Genomic DNA, 22,213 nt, shown 5'->3' on the forward strand with positions numbered 1-22,213 from the left:
ATACGCTTTATTCACTTTTTTCTTCGTCTTTAAACAAGTGATCCGTGACGAAAAGAGCAAACGTTTCAGCCGTTAACTTGCATCCAGAAGCTTTTGGGTGACCTCCTCCTCCAAGGTGCCCAACAATTTCTGCTAAGTTGATTTCGTCTTTTACTGCACGGAACCCAATCTTTTGGCGTCCCATGTCCACCATAACGGAAAAGTCGATATCTTCGTTTTCTAGACACAGTGCATTTCCTAGCTCAGACTGATATGTATCTGCGAATACAATCCCTGCGTTGTACGCTGTGTTATCAATTTCAACCCTTTCTTTTATGATTTGTTTTTGTTTATCATAAATGTATTTTTCAATCTTTTTTTCTTCTGCTTCTAGTAAAATTTCGTGTTTGTCCGTAAACGTAAATTCTTGATTTTCAGTATGGTACGATTCACGAAGCGTTTCTAGAATGGTTTCTTTAAATTCTTCATGCGGGATTAGATAATATAGGTGATTAAGGCGCTTTGCTTTCAAGTTATTTTCATGGAACCAGTCCCACGTATCGAATAAGCGCACAAGTTCTACGTACTCATCAAGCAACGCCGTTTTTTGGAGCATGTTGTTGCGCACTAAGTAGTCGTAGAAAAGAGATGTAGCTGCCGTCTTTTTACCGTTTTCGTCTTCTGCAATAACATGAACCCAATCATATTTCTCAGCTAGTGGAAGAGCAGAGATATGATGGTCAATAAGAGTGATTTTTTGGCCTTTTTTTACCAGTTCATTTAATTTTTCCGCTACTTCCTCATTCACGCTAATATCCGTTATGTATAAAGCCGTGTCTCCATCGTTTTCTTCTTCAATAAAATGTGTCACTGTGTCATTGATGCGGCCAATGCTTACCGTGCTGTAATCAAAGTTATCATCGCCAAACGCTAACCGACCCAATAGTGCCGGACTTACCCCGTCTAAATCGTTATGTGAAATTAATTTTATTTTTGTCATTAATCAAAACTCCTTTATTTTCAGTCGCCTTAGTATATGTACCGGCTTGTATATTATAGCAATTTCAGCATAAAAATGCTGTTATTTACTTTGAAGTGAAGTCAACGTTCAGACTTAGACTTACCTGTATCAAAAGAGAGTGAGACATAACTACATCGATTCAATCAACAGCTAGAAGCAACTACACACATGAAACCTACGCTCACCGATACCAATGAAAAAATCCGAACGAATGTGATTCTTTATCAAGAATCTCGATTCATCGTTCGGATTTTCTTTTAAATAACCTACTTTTGTTCTAGTCTCTTTCCTCTTATTCTAAATTGCTGTGCTGCTTAAACGCCTGTTCATGATCCGTGTGATTCAAATTCCCGTATTCTAAACAAATGGTATCAAATACAACGTGAGCACATTGATCAAATAACGAGCCCAAAGGCTGAATGGAAGCTGCTTCATTTTCACTTCGATATTTGGTTGCAGCGGGAATGTGCAGCAGCTCGTCAGTATGAGCAGTTAATGGTGATTCTGTACTAGCTGAAATGCCGATAACTGAACATCCTACTTCTTTGGCTTTTTTAGCTACACTCACCACTTGCTGTGTTTTTCCTGAACCAGATACGGCCACCAACACGTCACCTGCTGCAATCGAAGGAGTAATAGTCTCCCCCACAACGTATACTGTGGCACCTAAATGCATCAGTCTCATCGCAAATGATTTGCCCATTAACCCAGAGCGGCCTTCGCCTATAACAAAAATTCGTTTCGCTTGGTAAAGTGAAAGCGCTACTTCTTCTATTTGAGGCTCTTTTATGTGATTCATTACGGTCGTAATTTCGTGTAAAATCGTTTGTGTTTTTGTCATTATACGTTCCCCCTGCTCATAAATAAGTCTTGAAATTTAGCAGATGCCTTTGCCACATCCGCACTTTTTGTAATCGCTGATCCAATAATCGCAACGTCTGCCTTCATTTGAAGTAATGATGCTGCTGAGGCTGGATTAATTCCTCCTGCTACTGCTATTTGGGCATCTGAATGAAAATATTGCCGCAAATTTATTTGACTCAGCGATTTTCCTTCTTTTTCTTGCTCGTCTTTGCTGATATGATGGCAAAAAATAGCGTTTCTATAAATACCCACTTGCTTTTGCAAGCTGTTTGACGTGTTTAATAAATCAACCATCATTTTTTTATTCCATTTTTCGCTGACATTTGCGCAAGTATCTATCGTAGGTAAAGGTGATACACCCATGACTGTTGCTATATCTGCACCTGCTTGATAGCACATTGTAAACTCATACTCTGCGTTATCAATCGTTTTGATATCTGCTACAATCGTCTTGTGCGGAAATGCCTGTTTGATTTTATAAATGCTTTCAATTCCATACTCTTTTATAAGAGATGTACCTACTTCAATCCAATCAACAGAGGGTTCTGCCATCTTGGCAAGGATAATAGCTTCTTCAATTGTGACGCGATCTAATGCTAATTGTATCTTCATATTTTTTCTCCTCACTTTTTACTAAACCGGTTTAGTAACTACGTAAAAAAAACCAATATTTTGATGAGCTAAAAAGAGCACGCCATAGGCGCTCTTTTTAGCTTAATGCGACAAAGTTGTTTCTCGAATAATTAATTCACACTCATACTGGTATTCTTCATAAGCTATCTTTTCTTTCAAAATTTGTTTAATAAGTAAATCTGCTGCTTTTGTTCCCATATCAAAAGCGGGCTGCGAAATCGTCGTAACAGCAGGCGTTGCTACATCTGCGTAAGGAATATTATCATAAACAATTAAAGATAAATCATTTGGGATATTAAATCCGTGTTGTTTAATAAATTTCTGCACTTCAATGAATACTAAATCGTTTCCAGCAAGCAGCGCTGTGGGCGGATTATCGGATGCAAATAGCTTCTCAAGCGCTTTTTGCATGTCCGCTTTTTTGCAGTTGATAATCATGGATTCATTTACAGGCATATTGGCTAATGTTAACGCTTCTTTGTACCCTTCTACACGTTCAATCCGGGGTGTAATAGTTAATGGTTCTGTAATAATCGCTATATGCTTATGTCCCAGCTCGAGGAGATGCAAAATAGCCTGTTTTGTGGCTTCTTGGTTGTTCGCCACTACGGATGGAATTTTTCCTTTTACATCGTGAATTTTGCGATCCATAATAACAACTGGATATTCTTCTTTGATCATCTGCTCATAAAGAGAAGTATTGGCTCCCGTTGGAAATAAAATAAGGCCATCTACTTGCTTTGCTTTTAACATATTAATATATTTCTTTTCTTTATCAGGGTCATCATCTGCGTTACAGATGATGGCATGTATATCTTGTGAATGGCAATAGTCTTCAATTGCACGAATGACTTCAGTAGAAAATCTGTGCATAATATTCGCGACAATAATCCCAATCATTGACGTTCGCTTTTGTTTTAAGCTCCTTGCTAGATAGTTGGGCTGATAGCCGAGTGTATCAATCGCTTCTTTAATTTTCTTTCGTGTTTCTTCGCCCATATATTCATACCGTTTGTTAATGTATTGTGATACGGTGCTTTTGGAGACATTTGCTGCTTTTGCAACGTCCAGCATAGTAACTTTTTGCATCATAATCCGCCCTTTTCATTCAATCCCTAAAATTATGCTACTCCTAGTGTAAACGAAAAAAACGAAAAAGGAAAAGCCTTCTTGCTAGCAGAAGGCTTTATTTATTAAGCGTACGCAAGCCTAGCTTCTTGAATTTCATTAGTAAAACGCTTCGCTTCCTTTGTTACTTGACGTAAGTATTCAGGAGTTGGAAGCTGCTTTCCATCCACTAATGTGCTTCCTGCCCCAATAGCAGCTGCTCCAGCTTTAATATAAGCGCCCGCATTTTCAGCCGTAACGCCGCCCGTTGGCATTAATGGAATATGAGGAAGCGGTCCTGCTATATTTTTAAAATAAGCGGGGCCTACTACGCTTGCCGGGAAGACTTTAATCATATCTGCACCGCATTCATAGGCTGTTAGTATTTCAGTTGGTGTAAAAGCGCCCGGAACGCTAATGACACCGTATCTTTTAGCCGTTTTAATTGTTCGTTCATTAACCGTAGGAGAAAAAATAAATGACGCTCCCGCCATAATAGCAATTCGTGCTGTTTCTTCGTCTAGAACAGTTCCTGCTCCAATAAACATCGAGTCGTCAAATTCATTTTTTAACTCTTTAATAACCTCTACAGCAGCAGGGTTTTCCATTGTAATTTCTAGGTTTGTTACTCCGCCTTCTTTTAATGCGTAGGCAAGCGGAATAATTCGCTCAGCACTTGCTCCTCGAATGACCGCTACAATACCGCTACTTGTAATTTTCTCAATATGCATCTCAATTCTCCTTTTTTATCGTTACATTAAGCCGTTGTTTCGACTGGCTTTACACTTTGAACTTCTCTTGGCTTTTTCGTTGCGACAATGGTTAAAACTGCCGCAAGGAATAATGATCCAGCCATAAAGATATAGGAAGCGCCAAATCCTCCTGTTGATCCATTTAAAAATCCTACAATGTAAGAACCGGCAAATGAACCAAGTGCGCCCATGCTATTAATTAAAGCCATTGCTCCTCCGGCAACATTACGCGGTAAAATTTCAGGAATAATTGCAAAGAACGGTCCGTACGGAGCGTACATCGTTCCTCCGGCGATAACGAGTAAAGTAAAAGAAAGCCAGAAGTTGCTTGTGCCAACTAAATAAGATCCGTAAAAAGCAAACGCTCCTACTAATAAGAACGGCCATACAAATGCGCTTCGTTTTAAAAACTTATCTGACAGATATGAAACCGTTAACATTAATACAACTGCTAATACGTAAGGAACGGACGCTAACCAACCTGTTTTCACTATACTCATGTTAGGCGCTGCTTTAATAATAGACGGAAGCCACATAACAAATCCGTAGACACCGATACTCCATAAAGCATATTGAATGCTTAATAAAATGACAGTACGATTTTTGAAAGCTTCTTTATAGCCTTTAACAGGTTTGATTCCTTCTTGTTCTTTTTGCAGCGCATCGTGTAAATCTGCTTTTTCTTTTTTCGACAGCCATCCTGCATCTTTTGGCTCATCATTTACTAGTTTCCACCATAAAAATGCCCAAATAACAGCTGGAAAACCTTCTAAAATAAACATCCATCTCCAGCCAAACGATTCTAGCAAATACCCAGAAACAATAGACATCCAAAGAACGGTTGCCGGGTTTCCTAAAATTAAAAACGTGTTGGCTCTAGAACGTTCTGCTTTTGTAAACCAGTGGCTTAAAAATACCAGCATAGCAGGCATAACGGCACTTTCAACTACTCCTAAAGCAAATCGAATAACAAACAAAAATCCGACGTGGCTTACCATACCCGTAGCTGTAGCAAGTGCTCCCCATAAAATCAGAGACCAAAAAATCAGCTTTTTGGCGCTTTTATTTTCAGCATAGTGAGCGCCTGGAATCTGGAAAAAGAAATAACCTAAGAAAAAGAGCGACCCTAATAAAGACGAAATACCTGGCGTAATATGAAGATCTTCTGCCAGCCCTGCCGCTGCTCCAAACCCATAGTTTGCACGGTCTAAATATGCAAGGCTATACGTAATAAATACGATAGGAATTAATCGAAGCCATCTTTTTTTTGCTAGCTGCTGTTTCATTATCACTTCACTCCTTGTTTTTGGGATTCCATATATCTTTGCAACTGCTGTTCAGTTGGATATCCGTCGTTATCTCCAGGACTTTGTACAGCTAATGCCCCAATAGCATTTGCTCTCCTTACAGACTGAGTAAGAGAATCATTTTGAAGAAGTCCGCTTAATAGTCCTACTGCAAAACCGTCTCCTGCTCCAACTGTATCCACTATTTGTTTCACTTTTATTCCTTCAACCATCCCTTGCTCTTTAGCCGTCTTAAAAAAGGCTCCTTGTTCACCTAGTTTAATAACGACAAGCTCTACACCTGCATCTAAATAGTAAGAAGCAATGTCTTCTGGATTTTCGTAGCCGGTTAAGATTTTTCCTTCTTCAATACCCGGCAGAACGTAGTTTGCTTGTTTAGCAGCTTCATTGATTGTAACAACCATTTCTTCTTGCGATTTCCAAAGAGTGGGTCTCAGGTTTGGGTCAAAGGAAACCGTTCTTCCAGCTGTTTTCATCGATGTAAGTGCATGTAGAGCAAAATCGCGCATACTTGCTGACACAGCAAGCGGTATGCCTGTCATGTGCATATGTTTTGCCGCTAAAAAATAGGTTTGATTAAAATCGCTGGAGTGCAAGTGACTGGCTGCTGAATTTTTTCGGAAGTAACAAACTTCCGGATCTCCCACTTCCACTTTTGATTTAATTTGAAAGCCTGTTGCATGTTCGCTGTCTACTAGTACACAATCGGTGTTGACATATTCCTCTTGTAGACGTTTCATAATAAACGTACCGAAAGGATCGTTGCCGACTTTGCTCACCCAGCCTGCGCGCAGACCGAGACGAGCGAGACCAATTGCTACATTTGTTTCTGCTCCGGCCAGTTCTTTCGTATAATGCTTAATCTCATGCAGCGGTCCCGGCTGTTCTGCCATGAACATCGCCATTGCTTCTCCGAAGGTAATAACGTCTAATGAATTCATTGAACTTCCTCCTGTTCTGCTGCTTGCACCGATGAAATGAAGCCGGGAATTTGTTCCGGTTCATCGATTGGAAACTCTAAAGCTTTAAAAATCGAATGAGAAAACCCTTTCAAAATATCTTTCCACATTTCATTTGAATCGTTCGATATAGCGGTTGTCACTAGCTTTCCGCTGCTTTTTATGACGTGTTTAATATGAATATAGCCCACAAATGACCTTAGCATTTTGATTGCTTCCTGGGGTTGTTCATGTACATAAAGCCAATTACCAATATCAAACGTCATGGAAACAGGAACTTCGTAAGCGTTATCAAAAAATGCATGCAGAGATGCTATGTTGCCTCCGTGACTGGTTTGATCGTTCTCTACAAATAGACGTAAAGCTGGAAATGCTTCTAATAGCTGCTGTAAATCTGCCATAGGCGATTGGGGCTGATAAAAACCAAGAGAAACTTTTACCCACTGAGCGCCAAGTGATACGGCTTCTTCAAGAATAGCTTTTAATTCTTGTGTGTTTAACTCTCCATTTTCTTTCCACAGTTCAATTGGAGCCGAATATACTGTAAAAAGCGGATATGTTTTTAATTCTTCGGCAATAAGCTCAATCTCTTGATCTACTTTTTTCATTAACTCTCTTCGAATTTCCACTCCATGTACTTGCTGCTCATATATTTTCCCAATCATGGTGTGCTGAAAGCCTGTTGTTTCGAATGCATTTAACGGGATAATGATACTATTCATAAATCGACCTACCTTTCTTATTATACTAACTAACCACTTACTAAACCGGTTTAGTAAATCGATTTATCTAAATTATAAGACTATTGAAAGCGCTTTTCAAGCTTTTTTTATAAATTATAAAAAAAAGAAACAACACAGCTTTATGCCGTGTTGTTTCTTAGTGATCATCTGTGCTTTTTACTAGATTGCGATCTTGCTGGTAAATATCATAAATCAAAAAGCTAAAGCCATAGTACAAGACCATGATGACAACTGACTTCGTCATGATAAATAAAGCGCCTAGCCCGATACCAACTAACAGCGTCTGGACACTTAAACGGTCACGCTGGAAAGCTAGCTGTGATAGGAAATAACCAATACCAATTAAGACGGCCAATACCCATGTGTTTTCAATGGCTAATATATAGTGACTATATAAATAAAAGCTAGGAAAATAAACGGTGCTTTCTACGAAGCTGGAGATACCGCTGTATGCAAGCCACCACTTTTGCTCTCTTTCCGTTTTAGGAACGGTTGCCTCAATTGACGTGGGCATTTCCTGTTCCACAAAAACCGTTTCTCCATGATCTTTCATCCATTGAAGCATAATGGAAAGAATGATAAAGCCTGCAAAGATTAAAAGCAGCAAATATTCAATCCACGCTGGATACGGAGCCGTGCGGTGAATCGTATCGAGATATACTCCCTGTAATCCTAACATAGAAATTGGAACCCTATGGTATACCATCACCGCAATATAAAATAGTAAAATTAGCACATAAAAAAAGAACTGTTCTTTGTAGTAGCGAATTTTTTTGCCTTCTGAAGCAATTCGCTTAACAGTCACACTTTCCAAGTACGGACGGATAATGCTTATGATAATAATAAGACACGTAAATACAATCATATAGTTATGTAATCACCTTTTCAACTTCGTTATGTAACATATTTTTTCATTTTTTCCATCCGTAATAACAGCAGGTTAACAGCCTCTGCACTTTCTTATAGTACCAAAAAACTAAACTTTTTGACAATCCTGATTTATCAATTAGGACGATGAAATAAGCATAGCTACATTGATGCCGCTAATCGTGACCATAGGAGACCCTCCTCCAGGGTGAGTCGTTCCTCCTACAAAATATAAGTTTTTAACATCTTTTGAGACGTTGCTTGGGCGAAGAAAACTATCCATTTTCCGGTTTGAACTCACGCCGTACAAAGCACCTTTAAATGCACCAAACGTTTGTTCAATTTCATATGGAGTAACAATTCGTTCATGTACAAGCGAAGACTCGATATCTAAACCAAACTGAGAAAGCTTGCGATAGACAACTTCTCTATAAGCTTTCATTTCTTCTTGATTCTCTTCTTTCACAGCAGGAGCATTCACTAAAATAAATAGATTATCGCCCGGAGCTACCGTGTTATCGGTATATGAAGAATTACAAATGTAAATGGTGGGATCGGTTGGAAGCGTTTTTTGCTGAAATAGCTCATAGAATTCCTGTTTATAATCCTGAGAAAAATACACTTGATGATGAATCAGCTGAGAAAAGCGCTTCTTAACAGCTGCCATGATCACATAAGCTGATATGGAAGGCTCAAATTCAGCTGCTTTTTTGTTTTTAAAATGAGGTCTATCCTGTTCTTTTACGAGTGCCGGATAGGCCTTTAGCAAGTCGCCGTTCACAATAACAATATCCGCGTCTATCTTTTCTTCTCCATTTACTTCTACTCCGACAGCCCGTTTATTTTTTACGATTATTTCAGTAACGCTGCAGTTTGTATACAGCTTTCCTCCAGCTTTTTGGAACACATGTCCCAGCCCTTTTGCAATTCTAGGATTTCCTCCTTTTACATAGTACACCCCATCATTCATTTCTAAATGTCCAATCAATGAAAACGTAGCGGGTGATGTATAAGGTGAAGATCCGATATAGGTTGCATATCGATTAAATGCATTTCGAATGTTTTCGTTTCGAAAAAAACGCTGATGAAACGTGTCTACTGTTTCAAACGGCCTTACTTGCAGCAATGCTTTTAATAAAGAAGGGTTTGTGTAATCTTTCCACGATGAAAATGTCCGGTAGAAAAATTGGCTTTTTGCAATGTCGTATATTCTTTTTACTTCTTTCAAATAGGCAGGGTATTGCTCCGCAGCAAAGGGATCGAGACGTTCAAGCTGCTGAATCATTTTTCTTTCATCTATAGACATGGAAAATTGGGAGCCGTCGGTGAAGAAGTTATTCGTATGATGCGTTAGTTTGACAAGAGGCATATAGTCTTCTGGACGTTCACCCGTTTGCTCAAATAACCACTGAAAAACTTCGGGCATTGTAATGGTATTAGGCCCAAAATCAAAAGAATATTCTCCTAGCTGCACAGGCATCATTTTTCCGCCTACATGCTCATTTTTTTCCACAATTGTGACATCGAATCCCTTTGTTTGAAGAAGAACTCCTGCAGCTAATCCGCCTAATCCTGCTCCAACTATTAGTACTTTTTTCATTGATAATGCCTTCCTTTCCATTCATATCCCTGCTTTTTTCGTTCACGCTTCATGGAATGATTCATCAGCAGCATCAGCACAATTGCCGACGCGGGCATCGTACAAAATAAAAGCCCTTTTTGCTGAGCCGACCGGTCAATTAAAAACCGCTGAAAAAGCATAATACAAAAAGGCAGAATCCAAAGCATGTTGCCTGTGAATATTCCTGCTATAAAAAAAGGAAGCGGCAGCACGTAGTAACAGGCAAAAAAAACGCTTAGTACCCAAACTGCTTTAGCGGAGCGGCCCAGACCTACAAAGATGTTTTTAGCAAAACCATTCCATACTTCTTCCGTTGTTTCATACATATAACAGCTAACATGAGAGGTAATATTTGCTAAAATGACGCGGTGTTCCTTTTGCTTAAAAAGCTGGGCTAGGTGGACATCTTCTACTAGTGAAGATTTGACGGTTTCATGTCCTCCTACGGCCTCGTAAGCTTCTTTTTTTATAAACATAAAAGCACCGTGAGCCGCGGAAGCTTTGCTCATCTTGTTACGATTAGCTACGACAACCGGTAAATAACTAAAAACAACCACATGCTGAAGCGGAACAACCAATGCTTCTAACCACGTTTTTACGGGAAAACGAGGGAAACCTGTTAAAAGAGCGGCTTTTGTCGCTTGTGCTGTGGCTAAAGTATGTTCTAGTGTACGTTCTTTTAGTTCTACATCTGCGTCTACAAACAATAAATAATCTCCATTTGCAGCTTGCGACAGCTGGTGACAGGCATGAACTTTTCCGACCCAGCCCTCTCCCAGCTCTTTTCCTTCTATGATGGTAAACCTCGGATCGCCGTGAATTTCTTTCAACAGCTGTGGTCGTGTTTGATCTGTGGACTGATCGTCTAGTATGACACATTCTAGATTGCTGTACGTTAATCCTTTAATAGAGGAAATGATTCGCTTTACATTTCGTTCTTCATTTCGCATTGGAATCAAAATAGAAATGAGAGGCTGAGGTGTTTTGGAATCCGGCTCGTATCTTTTTAATTTAGGCATTGCTTGAATATTTACAATGGTTAAAAGCAGCATAAAAATAAATAAGAGCATATAGTAAATCATTCTTTCACCTTCGCTTTCCACCACGTTAACCATTCACTAAGCGTCTTTTTTCCTTTTAATAAAACCGTAAATTCCTCATCGTTTTCTTGAATTATTTTCTGTTTTTGATGATCGATCTGAGCAGCGACTGCACCGCCTAGCGTGTTGGTTATCTCTTCTCTTGCCTTAGCTGAGTCGTAAAAAACAGCTTGCCCTATCCAGATAAAAAGCTCCGGTCGCTGATCATGGCGAAACGTATAATAATACGTAATGGGAATAACTTCAACGTCAGAATGCTTTTTTAGAAGAAAAGCAGGTCCTTCAGAAAAAGTTAACGGTCTTTTTTCAAGATGCTCTTCTTTTCCTTGGGGAAAAATAAGCACCGCTTTTTTCTCTTCTAACAGCTTACTGGCAAACCTTAATGATTCCGCCGTATGCTTCGGCGACGCTGCATTTACTGAAAAAGCTCCGATTCGTTGAAAAAAAGGAAAATCCTTCATTCCTTGTTCGGACATCATAGCGTATAGATCTGTTTTTAATACCGCGTTATTTAAATAAAATGTCACTAAACCGTCCCACCAGCTGGAATGATTAGCAATTAATAAAATTTTTTTATCTTTTGGGAGCCCTTCTATATGTAAATGAATACGATAAAATTGCTTTTTAAGCTGATATGTGACAAACAGTTGAAAAAATCGCTCAAATCTTGAGTTTTTCTTCGGGTAAATCATAAGCGAGTCTCCTTTTTATACACAATATAAAGAATAAGAAAAGGAATCATCGTCAGCCATACGACAAGCCATAGGCCATTTGCTAACGCTACAATTACAAACATCATGACAACTGCACTATACAAAAATACCATTCTTTTTTCCCACACCGGATTTTCCTCTTTAGGAGACTTAGCTAAAAAGAAATATACGACCAGCTGAATGAAGAAAGACAATAAAAACCAGCCGGAGAAATTTGATAAAGGAATATTATAATAAAAGCTGTGCCCTTCCCACACCCAATATTGTTTAACAACATAGGCAACCGGATCAATAGCCAAATCCATAATAACAGCAAAAAGCGAACTAATGACTGCATAGGCAATTCCATGGACAATAAACGGCAGCTCCATACGTTTCATAATTCCTAAAGCTAGTATTCTGCTTGTAATCACAACCATAAACCAAGCCGAACCAATGGTCAGAGGAACACCTAAAATTTTGGCGCCAAAATCTTTTTCATAATCGTAGGATCCAAATAAAAATCCATACTTAACACCTAGACTTTCGATATAAATAGATGCGCCTGTCACAAATATCGCAACGAGCAGTGCCCGCCTTACTCCATAAGCTTTAGTTAGATAAATAAGAGCAAGAAGACTGCTCAAGTGTAAAAAGACCGCGTTTGCCCATTCTAACCATGAAGGCAGCAAATCGAAGGAAAGCAAGACGACTCCGCATACGTACCAGATAAGAAAAAAACGATAAATACCATTTGTGATCATCCTCTATCCACCTTCTCTCCAGCTTCTTTTTGTCAAAGTGCTATTATATAAGCTCGTACCCATTCTCTCCATTTTCAATGTGCTCTTTTTTATGAGTAGTCCGCCCTCTCTTAAAATTATGTAAAAACAGCCACTGTTAGTACGTTCCCTAAATAAGAGACTTTATTACTTATTTATAAACAAAAATAAAATAAACGTCCATTAAAATCTACGGATGTATAGATTGTAATGACGTTTATTTTTTCTTATGTATATACACTTCTAATAGCGTTTTGACAATGAGTCCGACAACAAGTCCAGGTATAACAGACAGCATAGGAAGCCAAATTGGTCCTATAAAAACACCGTTGATGGTTGTTACTGAAGAATACATAATGCCTACTGTAACAAAATAAGCACAGGAGACAAAAGGAATAAATGTAAATCTCGATGCGCCGTTTTCTGCTTCTTTAACAGCATCCCAAATTGCAAAAAAATACAAACATGGATAAAACATTAACCACTGCATGTTCATTACTTCTAGGGACTGCCTTGTTTCTCCTAAAAAGCTTAAGCGAATGCCTTCATTAAAATTTGCGCCCATATTAATGAGAAATTCAAGTACAATAAACAAAATTCCTTTTATATGTTTTTTGTTTAGTAATTGTCCAAAGCCCGGCAACGCAATGCTCCATAAAAGAGCTTCTAGTCTAGTCACGTTCTGTCCTAACATTTTGACGTATAAAAGAACTCCACAGCATGATATCAGTAGAAATTTTGTCCATAGTTATCAACCTCACAATAATTTACTCATAGTTTTTGTAAATGTAAAATTTTTATACTACATCTCCTTTAATATTTGTAACTTATTGTAAATTGATAAATAGTTTAGCTATTCGACCAGACATTTTTGTTTAGAATTTTCTGTTTATTAAAACAAAATCGTACGATATACTAGTGTTATACGTACGAAAGGATGAGAAAGCTGACATGGAAACAAGTTTTTTTTCAATTTTAATACTAGGGTTTCTTTTAGGAATCAAGCATGCTCTAGAACCAGATCATATTATCGCTGTATCAACCATTGCTTCAAAAAGTAAAAAACTGTGGCGTTCTTCGCTTGCAGGAGTATACTGGGGGATTGGCCATACGCTTACGCTGTTTATTTTTGGCATGATTTTAATGGTGTTAAAAAGCAGTATTTCTGAACGTATGAGCATGTCACTTGAATTTTTAGTGGGCATTATGCTCGTTTGCCTCGGTTTCACATCGTTTCTGTCTTACAAAAAACAAGTACATACGCATCACGAAAAAACGTCTTACTTAAAGTCATTGGGCATTGGCTTTGTTCATGGACTGGCCGGAAGCGCAGCGATGGTTGTATTAACGATGAGCACCGTTACTCACGTATGGCAAGGTGCTCTGTACATTATCATTTTTGGAATCGGCACTTGTCTTGGCATGCTGTTATTTACCACGGTCATTGGAATTCCATTCGTTACAACTAAAAAACAAGTGACGTTAAACCGCTGCTTAATGCAGGTAACAGGCGCTGTCAGCATTATATTTGGCCTTTATTATATGTATAATTTAGGTGTAAGCGACGGATTATTTAGTCTGTGGTTCTAAAAGCGAATGAGACATAACGAAAACAATTCAATCTAAAGATGAACAAGTAGGATAAATGATCAGGACTGCCTGTTCCACAGCTGTTGATTTCTGTGCAAGACGCCGCTTTGCCCTTTAATCAACGGGTAGAAGGAGCTACATACAGGAAACCTTCGTTCACCCTACCAATAAAAAATCCGAACGAATTTGATTCTCCATTAAGAATCCAGCTCGTTCGGATTTTCTTTCAACTAACATATTTTTGTCCCAGCCTCTTTAATACTTACGCAAAAGTGATACTTCAGCTTTTAGTAAATGCTGTCGGAACAACCTGTATACTTTAGCGATTATGTCTTCAACTTCTTGTGTACTAGCAGCTAATATTCGAATAGCACATCCAGGGATCGGAAGTGCGGAAGCTCCTACTTTACAGCCTGCCTCTTCGCACAGGTGATGTACTTTCGCTGTAAATGCGTCGTCTGCGTTTGGATGAACAATGATAATCGATCCAAAATGAGTATACCCTTCCATTTTCATCATGCCGCGCAAATGGCTTTCTGGCTTCAAGTATAAGTGATCGTATACCTTCAGCTGCTCGTTTACATACAGTTTAAGCTTGGAACGCATAGAGGTATATTGAAACAGCTGCCCGTCCGGCGACCACCCCGGGGTGATGCTGTCACACATAAACAAAGCAGCGTTTTGTGCCATACGAACCGTTATTTCTTGGACAAATGCAGCATTTTCATACAAAATAAGCGGGTCTGGTATATATTCCATGATTGCTTGTTCTTCAAGGGTTATACACGTTTCTTGTAAAACAGCTTTGTTCGGTGTTTTGTACACCTTTGTCGCAGATTGAGTAGTAGCCGTCAGCTGGGCATTTTTCTCTACCGTTATCATCGTTTTATACTTGTCTCCGCTTACGTATCCTCCGCCTACGTGAAGCATATAAACAAAAGGGGATTCAGGAGTCATGTAAATAGGTCTGGCAACTTTGAAAGCACCGTAATGGTACGTATCTTTAATAACGGTTCGCTCACTGTTTCTTTCTGCTCGAAGCTCTAAATAACCCGTGTAGCTCATGATTCAAGGCCGATTAAAAAGGCCTCTTTTTTAATCCATTCTATCACTCGGTCGAGCCCTTTATCTTCTTTTAAATTGGTGAAAACAAAAGGCTTGTGCCCTCTTGCTTGGATTGTATCTTTTTCCATTACTTCTAAACTGGCTCCTACATACGGGGCTAAATCTGTTTTGTTGATAATGAATAAATCAGATTTAATCATTCCTTGACCGCCTTTACGCGGGATTTTTTCCCCTTGTGCTACGTCGATGATATAAATCGAAAAATCAACGAGCTCTGGGCTAAACGTTGCGGCTAAATTATCTCCTCCGCTTTCTACAAAAATAAGTTCAACATCGGGGTGGCGTTCCACTAACTCATCGATCGCAGCAAAGTTCATAGATGCATCTTCTCGAATGGCCGTATGAGGACATCCTCCTGTTTCTACTCCTACGATACGATTTTCTGGCAAAATACTGTTTTTTACTAGAAATTGCGCGTCTTCTTTTGTGTAAATATCGTTTGTAACGACTGCCATGCTTAGCTGTCCTTCTAGTGCACGCGTTAATCGTTCTACTAACATTGTTTTCCCTGCACCAACAGGTCCACCAATTCCAATTTTAATTGCATTCATTTTTACGCCTTCATTGTTAGAAGGCTTTCCCTCCTTTTTTATGACATGAACAATCGAACATGCAACTGTTCATGCTGCATTTGAGCAATTTCTAACCCTGGTGTCACCGCACCAAATTCCTCTTGATCTGCTTGTAAAATATGCTGAAGTGCTTGCTGCAGCAGCGGCTGAAAAAGAAAGAGCGTTTTTTGCCCATCGGTTTGCCCGATCGGTATGCCGCGAACAGCATTTTGAATTAACGAAGAAATACTAGCGTACAAGTGACTTAAAATTGCCTCTTCTTTTGTAATGTTTAACTGCAGGCTGGCTAATGCAAATACAACAGCAGGATGTCCATACGCCTTCTTTGCTTTTACCTCACTCATATACTTTTCTAAATAAGAACCTTGAAATAACTCTAAGCAAAGTTTTAACATGCGCTGGCCCACGCGTCTCGTCCCTTCTCTTGTTTCTTTTGACAAAGCAAGAGCGTATAATTCATGATCCACTCTCATAATTTCGTTAAACTGGTCATGATTCGCATACTCATAAGCCAGTCTGCATGCTAAGCCGTCCGTATACGTCAGCTGAACATCAAGGTATGTACGAAGCGCTTCTTGAAAGGTTTCTGTGTTGTAAATTTGATCTCGCTGAATATACGTTTCAAAGCCAAACGAATGTGAAAATGCACCGGATGGAAAATTTGAATCACATAGTTGAATCAGCGAAAGCAATGAATTAGTCATGACTGTGTCCGATATGCTTAAAAGCTTGTTTTACTTTTCTTTTTTCGCGCTTATAGGGAATATCAAGCTGCTGAAGCAATTCTTCGACTAAATAATCGTACTGTACGAGCATGTCTCCACCTTCAAACTGTGCTGGCAAATGCCGGTTGCCAAGCTGATGAGCGATTTCTCCCATTTGCTGAATATTAATCGGCTGAATGGTTAAAATATCGTCTGCCACCACCTGAACAACAATCATATTGCTTTCATCCATAAACAGCACGTCGCCATCAGTGAGCTCGCGATTTTCTTTTAGACGAATTCCTAGTTCCTTACCGTGATCTGTTACAACGCGCTGAACGCGTTTTACTAAGTGATCACTTTCGATATATACCTTTTCTATATGCGGAGCCCGTTTTTCTAATGTTGCCATATTTCCGATAATTTTTTCGATTACCATTTCTTTCACCTCAAAATAAAAAGTATCGCTGCGCCATAGGCACAACTTCTGCTGCTTCACATGTAATCATTTGTCCATCTACTTTTACTTCGTACGTTTGGGGATCAACTTCAATTTTAGGCATTTCCCCATTTAACTTCATATCTGTTTTTTTTAATTGACGAATATTTTTGACCGGTTTAAGCAGCTTTTGCAACCCAAGTTTCTCGCCTACTTTGTTCTCGTACGCTGCTTTTGACACAAATGTAAGAGATGTTTTAGCTCTTGCTTTTCCATAAGAAGCAAACATCGGACGGTATAAAACCGGCTGTGGAGTTGGAATTGAAGCATTAGGATCTCCCATTAAGCTGTGTGCAATCAAACCGCCTTTTACAATCAAGTCAGGCTTTATTCCAAAAAAAGCTGGCTCCCATAGGACTAAGTCAGCCATTTTCCCTGTTTCTACTGATCCTACATATTCGGAAATTCCATGAGCAATAGCTGGATTAATCGTATATTTAGCTACATAGCGTTTGACACGTGCGTTATCGCCAGCTTCGCTGTCACCATCAAGTTTCCCTCGCTGCTTTTTCATTTTGTCAGCTGTTTGCCACGTTCTTGTAATTACTTCGCCTACACGTCCCATTGCTTGAGAATCTGAAGAAATCATACTGAATACACCTAAATCGTGTAAAATATCTTCAGCTGCAATCGTTTCTTTGCGAATGCGAGAATCAGCAAAAGCGATGTCTTCTGGTACAGAGGGATCAAGATGATGACATACCATGAGCATATCTAAATGTTCTTCAAGTGTGTTGACAGTATAGGGCCTTGTTGGATTAGTTGATGATGGAAGCACGTTTGGAAAGCTTGCCATTTCCATAATATCAGGTGCATGTCCGCCTCCAGCTCCTTCAGTATGATAGGTATGAATGACTCGATCGCCAATCGCTGCAATCGTATCTTCGACAAAGCCGCCTTCATTTAAAGTATCTGTATGAATCGCAATTTGAACATCGTACCCGTCTGCTACCTGTAAGCTTGTGTCAATGGCAGATGCTGTGGTTCCCCAGTCTTCATGAAGCTTTAGTCCAATCGCTCCAGCTTCAATTTGCTCAATTAAAGGCTCTTTGGCACTTGCATTCCCTTTTCCTAAAAAGCCAATATTCATTGGGAATGCTTCAGCAGCTTCAAGCATTCGTTCAATATGCCAAGCTCCGGGTGTACAAGTTGTCGCTTTTGTTCCTGTAGCCGGTCCCGTTCCTCCTCCAATCATTGTTGTCACGCCAGAGGCAAGAGCAGTTTCAATTTGCTGCGGACAAATGAAATGAATATGTGCATCAATACCGCCGGCGGTTACAATTTTCCCTTCTGCTGCAATCACTTCTGTACTCGCACCAATGATGATGTCTACTTCATCCATCAGCAGGGGATTGCCCGCTTTTCCGATGGTTTGAATGATTCCATCTTTTATTCCAATATCTGCTTTATATATGCCTGTATAATCAAGAATAATTGCATTTGTCAACACTAAGTCCGCTGCTTCGCTTCGTGTTGCAAGAGGATGCTGCCCCATTCCGTCACGAATGACTTTTCCTCCGCCGAACTTTACTTCATCTCCGTACGTTGTAAAATCTTTTTCAATTTCAATAAATAGCTCTGTGTCTGCTAAACGAACAGCATCTCCAAGGGTTGGTCCAAACATATCTGCATACTGACGTCGCGACATTTGAAAACTCATCTTATGCATCTTCCTTTCTATCAGAAAGCGATCTGTTTGTTTTATTGTTAAGACCGTAGATTTCTCTTGTTCCGGAGAAAGCAACGAGATCCACTTCTTTTGCATCACCTGGTTCAAAACGAACGGCTGTGCCGGCCGGAATATTTAAATGATAGCCAAGCGAAGCTTCGCGTGGGAACTCGAGCGCAGCATTCACTTCAAAAAAATGAAAGTGTGACCCTACTTGAACAGGTCGATCGCCTCTGTTGATTACAGTCACGCTAATTGATTTCTTTCCGTTATTGCATGTGATTGGGTCTTTTTTTAAGAAATATTCTCCTGGAATCATATCTTCCCCTCCTCTTAACGAATTGGATCGTGCACAGTGACGAGCTTGGTTCCGTCTGGAAAGGTAGCTTCCACTTGAATATCATGAATCATTTCCGGAATACCTTCCATTACATCTTCTCGTTTTAAAATCTTGGTCCCTTCTCGCATTAGCTGTGCTACCGTCTTGCCATCACGAGCTCCTTCCATAATTTCATATGTAATAATAGCTACTGCTTCGGGATAATTAAGTTTTAATCCTCTTGTCTGACGGCGTCTTGCTAAGTCTGCAGCTACGACAATCATTAATTTTTCTTGTTCTCTCGACGTAAGTTTCAATGAAAGCTTCCTTTCTGCTAATCTATTTTCTTATTAACATCAAATGTGATATTTTATAACGCAAATGCTTAACTAATTATAGTAAATTTTCTGACAAAAAACAAAGGATTTATCTCTTCCGATAAAAAAAGATGAGCATATTTGCTCACCTTTTACTCTTCTGAAATCGCTTGTGTTTTCCATTTCTGCAGATGTTTCCAGCCCAAACCTTTAGCTAGCTGACGTTTTGCATAGTCTACTCCTTTTTCAATAGAAGCTTCATAGCCAAATAAATAATAGCGCAAGCCAGCGTTTAATACTACTTGATTATAGACGTAAGTCAGTTCGGAAGAAGATTCACCCTCCAGAATGCGCGTCACATATTCCGCTTGTTTTTCAACGCTTATTTTCTTTTCAAAGTGATCTTCTGCCACAAACAGTCCGTATTCTTTTGGATTGACAATAAACGACTCCAATTCTCCTTCTGAGATAGTAAAAACGAAGCTGCTTCTATGTACAGGTACATCTTCAGATCCTTCTATACCTTGCACCACGTATACATGTTTAAACGGGAGCGAAGCAAAAATGGGCACAATTTTGTTAATGGCTGTGCGGTGAAAAGCGCCCATCATTAAAGAAGAAGCATTTGATAAATTTAATAGTTTTTCAACCGTATTAATTAGTGTTCTTACGCCAATTTCATGACGAACTTGTTTGATGCGGCTAAGAGGATAAGAGATTGTTTCGGTATTTACAAAGCCAATTTTTAACGTTTCAAATGCATGACCGATGTCTTCAATCGTTTGAGCTTGCGAGATCTGTAATGAATGAAGGACATCTTCAATCGTTGTTCCAAACTTTGGAGGAAGCGCTTCTGTACAGTGTAAAAAAGCTGGCACACCTCTTTCAGCTAATAAAATCGATACAGGAATGGTCGCAAAAAATGAATTTCTCCCTGCATAAGGGCTTGCAAAATCAATTGATTTATCTTTTAACGGCTGAGACAGCGGTATTTCTTTTGTTTTGTCACGAAAAGCATGAACGAATCCCAATAATTCATCTGCATTTTCAGTTTTAATACGTTCCGCAATAAAAAAAGCAGCTATCTGAGCATCCGTAGCTTGTCCAGAAGCGATTAAGCGAGCTGCTTCTTTTGCTTGTTCATACGTTAAGTCAGTTGATCCTCTTTTTCCGCGCGCTATTTCTTTAATAAATTGCTGCATATCGTACACTTCCTTTTTAACTGAATATTTGTACATTGTATCACATATTTTCTTTGTTCCTTAGATTATCTTCTATCAGGTACGCAAACTGCTAAAAAATATGAAATTAAAGGAAAAGTACTAGTTCTTTTATAATCTAATATAGTATAATCTATCTGCTATACTATTATTTGGATATTTGGGGGACTTTACAAATGAAAAAAGAGAAACTACTTGTACCATTTATAGCAGCATCCGTTTTAGTAGGAGCATCGGTGACAACGCCTGTTTTTAGTCACTCTGCTTATGCTGCTTCTTCTGTCAGCGTTTATCAAAAAGACGTTAATTCGCTAGCAGATTATTACGCACCATTTTATAAAACAGTGGAAAAAAAGCTAAAAGAAATTGAAGGAATAAAAGATGACGAAAAAGCGTTAGCCGCATATGATCAGCTTGCAGATCAAATTGACCAGTTTCTAACAAAGACTGATAAAAATTACGCGATGAATCATCTTAATTCAGAAGCTGATCAGCTTCAAGGGTATTTATATGACAGCTTAATTGCTCTTTACAATTACATTGTGGATCTTGAAGACTATGCGTACGGAGATGTAAGTGACGCAGAATTTAATAAGATCTCTGCAAATTTTGAAAAAGAAATCAACGCATACAATACGCAATTTCAGCAAAAAGCGAAGAGCTATAAAACGAAGCGAAAAGTAACGTTTAACGCAAATATGAGTTATTTGCTTGATGAAGATATTCAACCTTCACCAACAGCTCCATCTACACCCGCTGATAGCAATGGCACCTACACGGTGAAAAAAGGAGACACGCTGACAGCAGTCGCTAAAAAGTACGGCATGACGGTAGCTGAATTAAAAAAATTAAACAATTTAAAAACAGATGCGCTAAAAGTCGGACAAGTGCTGAAAGTGAAAAGTGCAAGCGCACCTTCGCCGGCTCCAGCACCTCAAACTTCTGTTAGTGCAAAACAGCAGCAAATTGTATCGTATGCTAAAACGCTAATTGGAAAGCCATATAAATATGGAGGTACGACACCAAAAGGTTTTGATGTATCAGGGTACACACAGTATGTATATAAAAACGCGGGTTCAAATATTTCTATCCCCCGTACAGTAGCAGATCAGTATAAAAGCGGCACGGACGTAAAGCAAAACAGCCTGCAGGCTGGAGATTTAGTTTTCTTTAAAAACGGCAAATCCGTTTCAGTCGTAGGAATTTACCTAGACAAACAAGAATTCATTTATGTCAGCAGCAAAGGCGTTAAAACGCAATCACTTTCAACAGCGTACTGGAAAAACAGCTATGCGGGCGCAAAGCGTATTATAAAGTAAAAAGAGGTGCCATAAGGCACCTCTTTTGCTTTACTAGCTATGTATTTCTATACTAGACTAGCAATTTTATAAAGAACTTCTTAGTTCATAACCGTGATTTTAACAGATTTTCTTCCGAACTGTTGAGCATCACCTTCAGAAGGAACGAATACATCAATTCGATTGCCTTTAATTGCTCCACCTGTATCGGCAGCTACAGCTTCACCATAGCCTTCTACATAAACTTTCGAACCTAATGGAATAACACTAGGGTCAACAGCGATTACTTTTTGATTTGGATTTGCTTTTAAATCCACTCCTGTAGCAGTTGTACCGCTACATCCAGCACAATTAGCCGTATAGGCAGTTGCTTCAACTGTCATTGATTTGCCGCTGGCTTGTTGTGACGATTCAGCAGGTTGTTGTTGTTTTTGAGCTTGTTCAGCTTGAGCTTGCTGCTGCTCTTTTTGAGC

25 protein-coding genes are annotated in these 22,213 nt (G+C 39.2%); 2 read left to right on the plus strand and 23 right to left on the minus strand.

The features are described 5' to 3' along the window. Positions 1–7 precede the first annotated feature (7 nt). The 14 genes from POF52_RS22590 to POF52_RS22655 form a co-directional block, all read right to left on the minus strand. Positions 8–979 (minus strand): DHH family phosphoesterase, encoded by a 972-nt coding sequence (locus POF52_RS22590; protein ID WP_025751238.1) that lies wholly within the window; start codon positions 977–979, stop codon positions 8–10. 313 nt (positions 980–1,292) lie between these two features. After that, positions 1,293–1,841, minus strand: a complete 549-nt coding sequence (hxlB, locus tag POF52_RS22595; protein ID WP_013083739.1) for a 6-phospho-3-hexuloisomerase — start codon at positions 1,839–1,841, stop codon at positions 1,293–1,295. Then, the gene (gene hxlA, locus POF52_RS22600; RefSeq protein ID WP_271995074.1) at positions 1,841–2,476 is read right to left on the minus strand and encodes a 3-hexulose-6-phosphate synthase; all 636 of its coding nucleotides are present in this window, start codon (positions 2,474–2,476) and stop codon (positions 1,841–1,843) included. The genes hxlB and hxlA overlap by 1 nt, the downstream gene beginning before the upstream one ends. A 102-nt stretch (positions 2,477–2,578) precedes the next feature. Continuing rightward, the gene (locus POF52_RS22605; protein ID WP_013083741.1) at positions 2,579–3,589 is read right to left on the minus strand and encodes a LacI family DNA-binding transcriptional regulator; all 1,011 of its coding nucleotides are present in this window, start codon (positions 3,587–3,589) and stop codon (positions 2,579–2,581) included. Positions 3,590–3,690: 101 nt separating this feature from the next. Continuing rightward, positions 3,691–4,335, minus strand: a complete 645-nt coding sequence (locus tag POF52_RS22610) for a bifunctional 4-hydroxy-2-oxoglutarate aldolase/2-dehydro-3-deoxy-phosphogluconate aldolase (RefSeq protein WP_013083742.1) — start codon at positions 4,333–4,335, stop codon at positions 3,691–3,693. A 26-nt stretch (positions 4,336–4,361) separates the two neighbouring features. Beyond that, positions 4,362–5,642 (minus strand): MFS transporter, encoded by a 1,281-nt coding sequence (locus POF52_RS22615; protein ID WP_016764664.1) that lies wholly within the window; start codon positions 5,640–5,642, stop codon positions 4,362–4,364. 2 nt (positions 5,643–5,644) lie between these two features. After that, positions 5,645–6,604, minus strand: a complete 960-nt coding sequence (locus tag POF52_RS22620) for a sugar kinase (protein WP_271995077.1) — start codon at positions 6,602–6,604, stop codon at positions 5,645–5,647. After that, a complete protein-coding gene (locus POF52_RS22625; RefSeq protein WP_013083745.1) occupies positions 6,601–7,344 on the minus strand; it encodes a sugar phosphate isomerase/epimerase family protein in 744 nt (247 codons plus the stop codon). The genes POF52_RS22620 and POF52_RS22625 overlap by 4 nt, the downstream gene beginning before the upstream one ends. Before the next feature lie 157 nt (positions 7,345–7,501). Further along, positions 7,502–8,230, minus strand: coding sequence for a hypothetical protein (locus POF52_RS22630; protein WP_028409104.1), 729 nt, complete (start codon positions 8,228–8,230; stop codon positions 7,502–7,504). 141 nt (positions 8,231–8,371) lie between these two features. Then, positions 8,372–9,832, minus strand: a complete 1,461-nt coding sequence (locus tag POF52_RS22635) for a phytoene desaturase family protein (protein WP_271995085.1) — start codon at positions 9,830–9,832, stop codon at positions 8,372–8,374. Continuing rightward, on the minus strand, positions 9,829–10,968 hold the full coding sequence (locus POF52_RS22640; protein WP_271995087.1) for a glycosyltransferase: 1,140 nt from the start codon (positions 10,966–10,968) through the stop codon (positions 9,829–9,831). The genes POF52_RS22635 and POF52_RS22640 overlap by 4 nt, the downstream gene beginning before the upstream one ends. Continuing rightward, complete coding sequence (locus POF52_RS22645; RefSeq protein WP_271995089.1) at positions 10,932–11,645, minus strand: lysophospholipid acyltransferase family protein; 714 nt, start codon at positions 11,643–11,645, stop codon at positions 10,932–10,934. The genes POF52_RS22640 and POF52_RS22645 overlap by 37 nt, the downstream gene beginning before the upstream one ends. Continuing rightward, positions 11,642–12,409: a carotenoid biosynthesis protein gene (locus POF52_RS22650; protein WP_176584137.1), complete on the minus strand. Its 768-nt coding sequence runs from the start codon at positions 12,407–12,409 to the stop codon at positions 11,642–11,644. The genes POF52_RS22645 and POF52_RS22650 overlap by 4 nt, the downstream gene beginning before the upstream one ends. 235 nt (positions 12,410–12,644) lie before the next feature. Further along, positions 12,645–13,106 (minus strand): hypothetical protein, encoded by a 462-nt coding sequence (locus tag POF52_RS22655; RefSeq protein ID WP_271995091.1) that lies wholly within the window; start codon positions 13,104–13,106, stop codon positions 12,645–12,647. Between the two features lie 272 nt (positions 13,107–13,378). Here POF52_RS22655 and POF52_RS22660 point away from each other — a divergent pair, with 272 nt between their 5' ends. Beyond that, on the plus strand, positions 13,379–14,017 hold the full coding sequence (locus tag POF52_RS22660) for a HoxN/HupN/NixA family nickel/cobalt transporter (RefSeq protein WP_074894861.1): 639 nt from the start codon (positions 13,379–13,381) through the stop codon (positions 14,015–14,017). 255 nt (positions 14,018–14,272) lie between these two features. On the opposite strand, the gene POF52_RS22665 is transcribed toward POF52_RS22660, so the two are convergent. The 8 genes from POF52_RS22665 to POF52_RS22700 all read right to left on the minus strand — a co-directional run bounded on the left by POF52_RS22665 (position 14,273) and on the right by POF52_RS22700 (position 20,424). After that, positions 14,273–15,082, minus strand: coding sequence for an urease accessory protein UreD (locus POF52_RS22665; protein WP_176584138.1), 810 nt, complete (start codon positions 15,080–15,082; stop codon positions 14,273–14,275). Continuing rightward, the gene (gene ureG / locus POF52_RS22670) at positions 15,079–15,693 is read right to left on the minus strand and encodes an urease accessory protein UreG (RefSeq protein WP_271995094.1); all 615 of its coding nucleotides are present in this window, start codon (positions 15,691–15,693) and stop codon (positions 15,079–15,081) included. Before ureG ends, POF52_RS22665 begins: the two co-directional genes overlap by 4 nt. A gap of 38 nt (positions 15,694–15,731) precedes the next feature. Next, on the minus strand, positions 15,732–16,418 hold the full coding sequence (locus POF52_RS22675) for an urease accessory protein UreF (protein WP_271995096.1): 687 nt from the start codon (positions 16,416–16,418) through the stop codon (positions 15,732–15,734). After that, a complete protein-coding gene (ureE, locus tag POF52_RS22680) occupies positions 16,411–16,857 on the minus strand; it encodes an urease accessory protein UreE (RefSeq protein ID WP_043981524.1) in 447 nt (148 codons plus the stop codon). Before ureE ends, POF52_RS22675 begins: the two co-directional genes overlap by 8 nt. Positions 16,858–16,867: 10 nt before the next feature. Beyond that, positions 16,868–18,577: an urease subunit alpha gene (ureC, locus tag POF52_RS22685; RefSeq protein WP_271995099.1), complete on the minus strand. Its 1,710-nt coding sequence runs from the start codon at positions 18,575–18,577 to the stop codon at positions 16,868–16,870. 1 nt (position 18,578) lies between these two features. After that, positions 18,579–18,905, minus strand: a complete 327-nt coding sequence (locus POF52_RS22690) for an urease subunit beta (protein ID WP_271995101.1) — start codon at positions 18,903–18,905, stop codon at positions 18,579–18,581. A 14-nt stretch (positions 18,906–18,919) separates the two neighbouring features. Further along, positions 18,920–19,222 (minus strand): urease subunit gamma, encoded by a 303-nt coding sequence (locus POF52_RS22695; RefSeq protein WP_013057659.1) that lies wholly within the window; start codon positions 19,220–19,222, stop codon positions 18,920–18,922. A 152-nt stretch (positions 19,223–19,374) separates the two neighbouring features. Beyond that, on the minus strand, positions 19,375–20,424 hold the full coding sequence (locus POF52_RS22700; RefSeq protein WP_271995103.1) for an anthranilate phosphoribosyltransferase: 1,050 nt from the start codon (positions 20,422–20,424) through the stop codon (positions 19,375–19,377). A gap of 194 nt (positions 20,425–20,618) precedes the next feature. Between POF52_RS22700 and POF52_RS22705 the strand changes: the two genes are divergently transcribed. Continuing rightward, positions 20,619–21,761: a C40 family peptidase gene (locus POF52_RS22705; RefSeq protein WP_028409119.1), complete on the plus strand. Its 1,143-nt coding sequence runs from the start codon at positions 20,619–20,621 to the stop codon at positions 21,759–21,761. An 80-nt stretch (positions 21,762–21,841) separates the two neighbouring features. Here the strand turns inward: POF52_RS22705 and POF52_RS22710 are convergent. Then, a partial coding sequence (locus tag POF52_RS22710) for a 3D domain-containing protein (protein ID WP_271995107.1) occupies positions 21,842–22,213 on the minus strand: 372 nt, incomplete at its 5' end.

The sequence above is a fragment of the Priestia sp. AB genome (assembly GCF_028369225.1).
Lineage (GTDB): Bacteria > Bacillota > Bacilli > Bacillales > Bacillaceae_H > Priestia > Priestia megaterium.

Excerpts from the sequence above, each read along its gene's own strand:
- POF52_RS22590 (WP_025751238.1), bottom strand. The coding sequence starts at position 979 with ATGACAAAAATAAAATTAATTTCACATAACGATTTAGACGGGGTAAGT.
- hxlB (WP_013083739.1), bottom strand. The coding sequence starts at position 1,841 with ATGACAAAAACACAAACGATTTTACACGAAATTACGACCGTAATGAAT.
- hxlA (WP_271995074.1), bottom strand. The coding sequence starts at position 2,476 with ATGAAGATACAATTAGCATTAGATCGCGTCACAATTGAAGAAGCTATT.
- POF52_RS22605 (WP_013083741.1), bottom strand. The coding sequence starts at position 3,589 with ATGATGCAAAAAGTTACTATGCTGGACGTTGCAAAAGCAGCAAATGTC.
- POF52_RS22610 (WP_013083742.1), bottom strand. The coding sequence starts at position 4,335 with ATGCATATTGAGAAAATTACAAGTAGCGGTATTGTAGCGGTCATTCGA.
- POF52_RS22615 (WP_016764664.1), bottom strand. The coding sequence starts at position 5,642 with ATGAAACAGCAGCTAGCAAAAAAAAGATGGCTTCGATTAATTCCTATC.
- POF52_RS22620 (WP_271995077.1), bottom strand. The coding sequence starts at position 6,604 with ATGAATTCATTAGACGTTATTACCTTCGGAGAAGCAATGGCGATGTTC.
- POF52_RS22625 (WP_013083745.1), bottom strand. The coding sequence starts at position 7,344 with ATGAATAGTATCATTATCCCGTTAAATGCATTCGAAACAACAGGCTTT.
- POF52_RS22630 (WP_028409104.1), bottom strand. The coding sequence starts at position 8,230 with ATGATTGTATTTACGTGTCTTATTATTATCATAAGCATTATCCGTCCG.
- POF52_RS22635 (WP_271995085.1), bottom strand. The coding sequence starts at position 9,832 with ATGAAAAAAGTACTAATAGTTGGAGCAGGATTAGGCGGATTAGCTGCA.
- POF52_RS22640 (WP_271995087.1), bottom strand. The coding sequence starts at position 10,968 with ATGGTTAACGTGGTGGAAAGCGAAGGTGAAAGAATGATTTACTATATG.
- POF52_RS22645 (WP_271995089.1), bottom strand. The coding sequence starts at position 11,645 with ATGATTTACCCGAAGAAAAACTCAAGATTTGAGCGATTTTTTCAACTG.
- POF52_RS22650 (WP_176584137.1), bottom strand. The coding sequence starts at position 12,409 with ATGATCACAAATGGTATTTATCGTTTTTTTCTTATCTGGTACGTATGC.
- POF52_RS22660 (WP_074894861.1), top strand. The coding sequence starts at position 13,379 with ATGGAAACAAGTTTTTTTTCAATTTTAATACTAGGGTTTCTTTTAGGA.
- POF52_RS22665 (WP_176584138.1), bottom strand. The coding sequence starts at position 15,082 with ATGAGCTACACGGGTTATTTAGAGCTTCGAGCAGAAAGAAACAGTGAG.
- ureG (WP_271995094.1), bottom strand. The coding sequence starts at position 15,693 with ATGAATGCAATTAAAATTGGAATTGGTGGACCTGTTGGTGCAGGGAAA.
- POF52_RS22675 (WP_271995096.1), bottom strand. The coding sequence starts at position 16,418 with ATGACTAATTCATTGCTTTCGCTGATTCAACTATGTGATTCAAATTTT.
- ureE (WP_043981524.1), bottom strand. The coding sequence starts at position 16,857 with ATGGTAATCGAAAAAATTATCGGAAATATGGCAACATTAGAAAAACGG.
- ureC (WP_271995099.1), bottom strand. The coding sequence starts at position 18,577 with ATGAGTTTTCAAATGTCGCGACGTCAGTATGCAGATATGTTTGGACCA.
- POF52_RS22690 (WP_271995101.1), bottom strand. The coding sequence starts at position 18,905 with ATGATTCCAGGAGAATATTTCTTAAAAAAAGACCCAATCACATGCAAT.
- POF52_RS22700 (WP_271995103.1), bottom strand. The coding sequence starts at position 20,424 with ATGCAGCAATTTATTAAAGAAATAGCGCGCGGAAAAAGAGGATCAACT.
- POF52_RS22705 (WP_028409119.1), top strand. The coding sequence starts at position 20,619 with ATGAAAAAAGAGAAACTACTTGTACCATTTATAGCAGCATCCGTTTTA.